Raw genomic sequence first — 7945 nt, forward strand, 5'->3', positions numbered from 1 at the left:
GTTTGAGCAGGCACGGCACGTCGCCTGCGCAATCGGCGGAGAGTTTGTGCAGACGGGCGAGTTTCCCACAGGACGCACGATAGAAAGTTTGACCATTTGGTCCGAAACGCTATCTTACAGGCCTGTCGCACCTTTTCGGCGCCGTTCGATCGAAACGGTCCGTCAGGCGTCAGGCGTCAGGGTCCGCGCGGCCGCCTTCGGGGGGTCGTGTCAGCATGCGAGGCAGCGATGAGCGAATCCGCCCTTGGGCCGATGAGCGTCGGAGTGTTCATCCCGATCGGCAACAACGGCTGGCTGCTGTCCGAGACAGCGCCGCAGTATAAGCCGAGCTTTGCCCTCAACAAGGCGGTGACCCTGAAGGCCGAGGGCTACGGCCTGGACTTCGCCCTGTCGATGATCAAGCTGCGCGGCTTCGGCGGCAAGACCGAGTTCTGGGACCACAACCTCGAATCCTTTACGCTGATGGCCGGGCTCGCGGCCGTCACCTCCCGGATCAGGCTCTACGCCACGGCGCCGACCCTGTGCTTCCCGCCGGCGATCACCGCGCGGATGGCGGCCACCATCGACTCGATCTCGGACGGGCGCTTCGGCCTCAATCTGATCACCGGCTGGCAGAAGCCGGAATACGCGCAGATGGGCCTCTGGCCCGGCGACGCGTTCTTCGCCGACCGCTACAAGTACCTCTCCGAGTACGCCCAGGTCCTGCGCGAGCTGTGGGAGACCGGGCGCAGCGACCTCAAGGGCCAGTTCTTCCAGATGGACGATTGCCGCCTGAGCCCGCGGCCGCAGGCCGACATGAAGATCATCTGCGCCGGCCAGAGCGAGGCGGGCATGGCCTTCACCGCGACCTACGCCGACTACAACTTCTGCTTCGGCAAGGGCGTCAACACGCCGACCGCCTTCGCGCCGACCGTGGCGCGGCTGGAGGCCGCCCGGGCCGCGACCGGGCGCGCGGTGTCCTCCTACGTGCTGTTCATGGTGATCGCGGACGAGACGGATGCGGCCGCCCACGCCAAGTGGGAGCACTACAAGGCCGGCGCCGACCAGGAGGCGATCGCGTGGCTGGGCGTGCAGGGCGCGGCCGACACCAAGTCCGGCGCCGACACCAACGTGCGGCAGATGGTCGATCCGACCTCGGCGGTCAACCTCAACATGGGCACCCTCGTCGGCTCGCACGCGAGCGTCGCGCGCATGCTCGACGCGGTGATGACCGTGCCCGGCACCGGCGGCGTCCTCCTGGTCTTCGACGACTTCCTCGCGGGCCTCGACACGTTCGGGCGGAAGATCCAGCCGCTGATGGAGAGCCGCCGCCACGTCACGGCCGAGGCGGCCCCGCTCGCGCAGGTGGCGTGATGACGGAGCCCGCAGGATACCGCGACGCCGCCGGCCGGTGCGGCCGCGTGAAGCTGCCCGCCCGTCCCGAGCCGATCGCCTTCGACGCGCAGGCTGCCGCGCTCATCGTCGTCGACATGCAGAACGCCTACGCCACGAAGGGCGGCTACCTCGACCTGGCCGGCTTCGACGTGTCGCGCACCGGCCCGGTCATCGAGCGGATCGCGGCGGCGGTCGCCGCGGCGCGGGCGGCAGGCCTCGCCATCGTCTGGTTTCAGAACGGCTGGGACGCCGACTACGTCGAGGCCGGCGGCCCGGGCTCGCCGAACTGGTACAAGTCGAACGCGCTCAAGACCATGCGCCGCAGGCCGGAGATGAACCAGCGGCTCCTGGCCAAGGGCTCCTGGGACTACGCGCTGGTCGACGCGCTGGTGCCCGAGCCCGGCGACATCGTGCTGCCCAAGCCGCGCTACAGCGGCTTCTACAACACGGCGCTGGACAGCCTGCTGCGCGCGCGCGGCATCCGCACGCTGGTGTTCACCGGCATCGCCACCAACGTCTGCGTGGAATCGACCCTGCGCGACGGGTTCTTCCTCGAATACTTCGGCATCGTGCTCGCCGACGCGACTCACCAGGCCGGCCCGGAGAGCCTGCAGGAGGGGGCGCTCACCAACATCGAGACCTTCTTCGGCTGGGTCTCGGACGTGGCCGCCTTCGAGACGGCGCTGGCACCGGGCGCAGGTCCGCCCGATTGAGCGGCGTCCCGCGCTGCGCCTCCTGATCGGGCGGCGGCCGGCCCGAGCGGACCAAGACTGTTCCAGAGCCCCGAGGCGGAGACTTCGAGCATGCCCAAGACCATCGTGATCCCGCCCGGCACCGGCAAGCCGCTGGCCCCCTACGTGCCCGGAACGCTGGCCGACGGCGTGCTCTACGTCTCCGGCACGCTGGCCTTCGACAAGGACAACACGGTCGTCCACGTCGGGGACGCGGGCGCGCAGACCCGGCACGTGCTGGAGACGATCAAGGGCGTGGTCGAGGCGGCCGGCGGCGGCATGGACGACGTGACCTTCAACCACGTCTTCCTCAAGGACTGGGCCGATTACGGCGCGATCAACGCCGTCTACGCCGAGTACTTCCCGGGCGACAAGCCGGCGCGCTACTGCATCCAGTGCGGGCTGGTGAAGCCCGACGCGCTGGTCGAGATCGCCTCGATCGCGCATGTCGGCACATCGTCCGTCAAGGCGGGCTAGGTGGGCATCCACCACGACGTGCAGGGCCGCGCGGACGCCCGCACCGTCCTGCTCTCGCCCGGGCTCGGCGGCTTGGCCGGCTACTTCGCGCCGCAGATGCCGGCGCTGACGGACCGCTTCCGCGTCCTCACCTACGACCACCGCGGCACCGGCCGCGCCATGGGCCCGCTGGAACCCGGCCACGACATCGCGGCGATGGCCGCGGACGCGCTCGCGGTGCTGGACGCCACCGGGACGGCGCAGGCCGACATCGTCGGGCACGCGCTCGGGGGCCTGATCGCCCTGCAGCTTGCCCTCACCCACCCGGAGCGGGTCGGGCGCATCGTCGTGATCAACGGCTGGGACGCGATCGACCCGGCCACCCGGCGGTGCTTCGCCGCCCGCAAGGCGCTGCTGACCCGGGCCGGGCCGGAGGCGTTCGTGCGCGCGCAAGCCATCTTCCTGTACCCCGCGCCCTGGCTGTCCGCGCACGCCGCGCGCGTCGCGGCCGACGAGGCGCACGCGCTGGCCCACTTCCCCGGCGCCGAGACCGCGCTCGCGCGGATCGCGGCGCTGGAGCGGTTCGCCATCGCGCAGGACCTCGCGCGGATCCCGCACGAGACCCTGGTGATGGCTGCGCGCGACGACGTGCTGGTGCCCTACACCGCCTCCGAGCGCCTCGCCGCCGCCCTCCCGAACGCCCGCCTGGAGCTTGCCGCGGACGGCGGCCACGCCCACAGCGTCACCCGTCCCGACGCGTTCAACGCCGCGCTCCTCGCGTTCCTCGCGCGGCCGTGAACGCCGCCACCTCCTCACGAGAGACGACCGACATGAGCGAACCCCACGGGCGCGGGATCGTGCCTGCCGAGGCCGGCGCCTATCGCGAGGCGATGGCGCGGCTTGCCAGCGCCGTCCACCTGATCACGACGGACGGGCCCGGGGGCCGGGCGGGCTTCACCGCTTCGGCCGTGTGCAGCGTCAGCGACGCGCCGCCGACGCTCCTCGTCTGCGTGAACCGCGCGTCCTCGGCCTATCCGGCCTTCAGCCGCAACGACAGCCTGTGCGTCAACACCCTGTCGGCCGGCCAGCAGGCCGTCGCCGCAGCCTTCGGCGGGAAGACCCCGATGGATGCGCGCTTCGCCGGTGCGCACTGGTTCGCGGGCGCGACCGGAGCCCCGGTGCTCGCGGGCGCGCTCGTCGCCTTCGACTGCCGGATCACGACCCGCAGCGCGGTCGGCACGCACGACGTCCTGTTCTGCGAGGTGCTGGCCCTCGCCGAACCGCTCGCGGCCGATGCCCTCGTCTACGCGAACCGGCGCTACCACGCGCTGCCGGGATCGGACGCCACGGCGCAGGCCGATCCTCGTCGTGCCGAGCCAATTACGCGCACGGCCGAGCCGGACCCACCGAGCGGGCGCCGTGCGGCGCTCCGGCTCGCCTGACGGGCAGTCGCCGCGTCCGCAACGAAGCGCGTGAGGAGGCTGACCTCACGCGTGCCTCGCGCCGCGAGCGGGGATGACCGGCGCCCGCACACAGGTGCCCGTGGATATCCGCCATCGTCTCGCCACGGTGCCCGCGTTGAACGAGGACGGTTTTCCGGGCCCGACGGTTCGGCCGCTCCGCGGCGCGTCCGTCGCTTACGACCGCGGGAGGGACGGCATCGGGCCCGGTGCCGGCGCGGCACCCCACTTTCCGAGTCAGGGCCGATGTCGAACCGTATCTTGAGCCGCTTCGCGCTGGGGCTCGCCACGCTGGCCGGCCTCCTCGGGGCGGGCGCGGCGGGCGCGGTCACCGTGCCGATCCTGATGGTCGAGGTCGATTCCGGCAAGGTGCTCTACGCGCAAGGGGCGACCGATCCCTGGTACCCGGCCTCGATCACCAAGCTGATGACCACCTACGTCGCCCTCGACCTCGTGCGGCAGGGCAGGGTGTCCCTCGACAGCCTGATCACCGTCTCGGCCGCCGCCGCCGCCGAGCCGCCCTCGAAGATGGGCTTCAAGCCGGGCACGCAGCTCACCCTCGACAACGCGCTCAAGATCATCATGGTCAAGTCGGCCAACGACGTGGCCTGGGCGATCGGGGAGAGCCTCGGCGGCACCATCGACGGCTTTGCCGACATGATGAACGAGACCGCGCGCCGGATCGGCATGCGCGAGAGCCGCTGGTACAACCCCAACGGCCTGCCCGACCCGCGGCAATGGACCTCGGCCCGCGACATGGCGGTGCTCGGCCGCGCGCTCCTGCGCGACTTCCCCGATTCGCGCGACCTGTTCTCGATCTCGGCGATCCAGTTCGGCCGGTCGGTGATGGCCAACCACAACGGCCTGCTCGGGCGCTACGCCGGCGTCGACGGGATGAAGACCGGCTTCATCTGCTCGGGCGGCTTCAACGTGGTGGCCAGCGCCAACCGCAACGGGCGCCGGATCATCACGGTGGTGATGGGCCAGCCGAGCGCCCGCGAGCGCGACCTGAAGGCTGCCGACCTCTTCGATTACGGCTTCGCACAGTCGGCCGGCTGGACCGCCCAGACGCTGGACGCGATGCCGGCCTCCGCCATCGCCGGCCCCCCCGACATGCGGCCCTACATCTGCGACCGCAAGAAGCCGATGCCGATCGAGGAGGGCCCCGGGCCGATCGCGGGCGCCCAGGACGGCAGCGCCGGGGCGCAACTTCTGGGCGCGGCCGGTTTGACCTCGCCGGCGCTGACGCTGGCGACGCTGAACAACACGGTTTTGCGCAACCGCGCCCTGCCGCCGCGCGCCCCGCTCCAGCCGATCCTGGTCTGGATCGGGCGCGATCCGGCCGAGGGCCAGACCATGCTCAACGAGCAGGCCGAGGCCGAGAAGGCCGCTCAGGCCGCGACCCGCGCGGTCAAGCTCGAGGCCGCGAAGGCCAAGCGCGAGGCGGCCCGGGAGGCCGCCCAGCAGAGGCGCGAGGCCGCGCTCCAGGCCAAGGCCGTAGCCAAGGCGGCGGGGACCGAGAAGGCCAGGGAGACGAAGGCCGCCGTGAAGACCGCGTCCAAGCCCGCGCCGAAAGCGGCGGTTGCCCGCGGCGGCTCCGTGCCGAAATCGGCGAGCGCCTACACCTCCGTCGACGTCTCGGGCATGCCCGAGGCCAAGCAGAAGGCGGCCAAGGCCACGACCAAGCCCGCCAAGCCGGCCGCGCAGGCGCGGAAGGCGGCCAAGCCCGTGGCCCGCAAGGGCAGGGCAACCGATACCGCGGACGAGTGAGCCCGCGGGCCGGCCCCCGCGATTGAGCGACGGAGCCGGCCGCGCTAGGCCGGAGCCATGAACCAGGACGCCCGCCGCCCGGACCCGATCCCCCTGACCGTGCTCACCGGCTTCCTCGGGGCCGGCAAGACGACCCTGCTCAATCGGTGGCTCCGCGATCCGGCGCTCGCCGACACGGTGGTGATCGTCAACGAGTTCGGCGCGGTCGGCCTCGATCACCTGCTGATCGAGGCGGTCGACGAGGACATGGTGCTGCTCGGTGCCGGCTGCCTGTGCTGCACCGTGCGCGGCGACCTGATCGCGACGCTGGAAGACCTCCTGCGCAAGCGCGACAACCACCGCATCGCGCCGTTCCGCCGGGTGGTGATCGAGACCACGGGGCTCGCCGACCCGGCGCCGATCCTCCACGCCCTGATCTACCACCCGTACCTCGTGCTGCGATACCGCCTCCAGGGCGTCGTCACGGTGGTCGACGCCGTGAACGGGGCCGCCACCCTCGACGCGCACCCCGAAGCCGTGCGGCAGGCGGCGGTGGCCGACCGCATCGTGCTCGCCAAGGCCGACTTGGCGGGCGACACCGGCCCGCTGCGCCGGAGGCTGCGCGAACTCAATCCGTCGGCCCCGGTCGATCCGCCCGACGTGCCGGCCGAGACCCTGCTCGGCGGGTTCTTCGGCCTCGACGGAAAGGGCGAGGACGTGCGCGCGTGGCTCGGCGCCGAGGCGGCGGAGGCGCCGGACGGACACCGCCAGGACGTGAACCGGCACGACGTGAACCGGCACGATGCGTCGATCCGCGCCTTCTCGCTCACGAGCGACGTGCCGGTGCCGCGCGCGGCCTTCGAGATGTTCCTCGACCTGCTGCGCGCGAATCACGGCCCGAAACTCCTGCGCCTCAAGGGCCTCGTGGCGCTCGCCGATGCGCCCGACCGGCCAGTGGTGGTGCACGGCGTCCAGCACGTGGTGCACGCCCCCGTCACCCTGCCGGCCTGGCCCGACGACGACCGGACCTCGCGCCTCGTCCTGATCGTGCACGACCTCGACCCGGCCTTCGTCGCCCGCCTGTGGGACGCGTTCCTCGGCCGTCCGCGGATCGACGGCCCCGACGCCGCGGCGCTCACCGCCAACCCGCTGGCCATTCCGGGCGGCTGAGCCGGTCGGCCCGCCGGGATCGCGGCACCGTCCTTGTACCGCATCCGGCGGACGGTGCCCGGACGGCGCCGAGCGTCCCGAAGCGGGACGGTTTTCGACGGATGCGGGACCGGGGACCATGGCGCGCAGCTTCACGGTGATCCAGGGCGGACGGCGGGCGGCCGACGCCACGATGGCAGTCGACCCGGCGCCGTCCGGGAACGCGTGGCAGGTCGACCTGCATCGGGCCGGGACCGTTGACGACGAGGCGGTGGACGCGTGGCGGGCGCTGTTGACGCGCAACGCCGTCGCCGACCCGCAGGCCGACCCGGACTACCTGCTGAGCGCGGCCCGCCATCAGGCGAAGGGCCGCCGGATCGCCTTCGCGCTGGCCTGGGACCGGGACGCTGACGGCCGGGAGGCGCTCCGGGGCGTCTTGCCGCTCGCGATGCCGCACCCGGTCTGGGGCCGCGGGCGAGCCCGCCCCTGGCACCCACCGGGGCTCCCGGAGCCGGCCGCGCTGATCGACGGGCGCCACGCGGACGCCGTCGAGACCGCGATCCGCGGTCGGCTCGCGGCCCTGCGCCGGCCCCTGCGCCTCGAAGCCCCGCCGCGGTGTCCGGTGCGGGCCGACGCGCCGCGCCCGGTGCTCGCCGTCCTCCCTGCCGAGCGCCGCGCGCGGATCGTTCCGGCCGACCGCCTCGTCGGCGTGCGGCCCGACGGCTACGCGGCGGCCCACGCGGTTGAGCACGTCTCCGATCCCATGCGGATCACCGCGGCGGTGGAGGCGTTCCTGGTCCTCGACGCGCGCCACGCCGTGCTGCCGATCATCGCCGATCCGTCCGAGGCGTCGATGGTGCGGGTGGTGACCCGCCTGTTCGCCCGCCGTGGCCAGATGCGTGTCGAGCTCGCCCGCCGGGCCGGAGAGATCGTCGCCGCCACCCTGCACCTCGGTGCCGGCGCGCGCGCGGTGGCGTGGCGGCACGCGGCAGGGGCGTGAGGCGCACGATCACGCCTATGCCGTCA

Annotated in this window: 8 protein-coding genes; all 8 read left to right on the forward strand. The window is 72.6% G+C overall.

All coding sequences use genetic code 11. The features are described from left to right. Positions 1 to 252: 252 nt before the first annotated feature. A complete protein-coding gene (gene rutA / locus ACFE8Y_RS09325; protein WP_375464123.1) occupies positions 253 to 1353 on the forward strand; it encodes a pyrimidine utilization protein A in 1101 nt (366 codons plus the stop codon). Then, a complete protein-coding gene (gene rutB / locus ACFE8Y_RS09330; RefSeq protein WP_375464106.1) occupies positions 1353 to 2087 on the forward strand; it encodes a pyrimidine utilization protein B in 735 nt (244 codons plus the stop codon). Before rutA ends, rutB begins: the two co-directional genes overlap by 1 nt. Positions 2088 to 2177: 90 nt before the next feature. After that, positions 2178 to 2582 carry a pyrimidine utilization protein C gene (gene rutC, locus ACFE8Y_RS09335; RefSeq protein ID WP_375464107.1) on the forward strand — a complete coding sequence of 135 codons (405 nt, stop codon included), beginning with the start codon at positions 2178 to 2180 and terminating at the stop codon, positions 2580 to 2582. Next, positions 2583 to 3359 (forward strand): pyrimidine utilization protein D, encoded by a 777-nt coding sequence (gene rutD, locus ACFE8Y_RS09340; RefSeq protein WP_375464108.1) that lies wholly within the window; start codon positions 2583 to 2585, stop codon positions 3357 to 3359. Between the two features lie 32 nt (positions 3360 to 3391). Next, positions 3392 to 4003, forward strand: coding sequence for a flavin reductase (locus ACFE8Y_RS09345; RefSeq protein ID WP_375464109.1), 612 nt, complete (start codon positions 3392 to 3394; stop codon positions 4001 to 4003). Between the two features lie 264 nt (positions 4004 to 4267). After that, a complete protein-coding gene (locus tag ACFE8Y_RS09350) occupies positions 4268 to 5791 on the forward strand; it encodes a serine hydrolase (RefSeq protein WP_375464110.1) in 1524 nt (507 codons plus the stop codon). Positions 5792 to 5848: 57 nt separating this feature from the next. Next, on the forward strand, positions 5849 to 6940 hold the full coding sequence (locus tag ACFE8Y_RS09355; RefSeq protein WP_375464111.1) for a CobW family GTP-binding protein: 1092 nt from the start codon (positions 5849 to 5851) through the stop codon (positions 6938 to 6940). A 118-nt stretch (positions 6941 to 7058) separates the two neighbouring features. Next, positions 7059 to 7919 carry a hypothetical protein gene (locus ACFE8Y_RS09360; RefSeq protein ID WP_375464112.1) on the forward strand — a complete coding sequence of 287 codons (861 nt, stop codon included), beginning with the start codon at positions 7059 to 7061 and terminating at the stop codon, positions 7917 to 7919. Positions 7920 to 7945: the final 26 nt, after the last annotated feature.

Source organism: uncultured Methylobacterium sp. (assembly GCF_964242245.1).
GTDB lineage: Bacteria > Pseudomonadota > Alphaproteobacteria > Rhizobiales > Beijerinckiaceae > Methylobacterium.

What these genes read in the sequence shown, in the direction of transcription:
- rutA (WP_375464123.1), top strand. Translation starts at nt 253, where the DNA reads ATGAGCGTCGGAGTGTTCATCCCGATCGGCAACAACGGCTGGCTGCTG.
- rutB (WP_375464106.1), top strand. Translation starts at nt 1,353, where the DNA reads ATGACGGAGCCCGCAGGATACCGCGACGCCGCCGGCCGGTGCGGCCGC.
- rutC (WP_375464107.1), top strand. Translation starts at nt 2,178, where the DNA reads ATGCCCAAGACCATCGTGATCCCGCCCGGCACCGGCAAGCCGCTGGCC.
- ACFE8Y_RS09345 (WP_375464109.1), top strand. Translation starts at nt 3,392, where the DNA reads ATGAGCGAACCCCACGGGCGCGGGATCGTGCCTGCCGAGGCCGGCGCC.
- ACFE8Y_RS09350 (WP_375464110.1), top strand. Translation starts at nt 4,268, where the DNA reads ATGTCGAACCGTATCTTGAGCCGCTTCGCGCTGGGGCTCGCCACGCTG.
- ACFE8Y_RS09355 (WP_375464111.1), top strand. Translation starts at nt 5,849, where the DNA reads ATGAACCAGGACGCCCGCCGCCCGGACCCGATCCCCCTGACCGTGCTC.
- ACFE8Y_RS09360 (WP_375464112.1), top strand. Translation starts at nt 7,059, where the DNA reads ATGGCGCGCAGCTTCACGGTGATCCAGGGCGGACGGCGGGCGGCCGAC.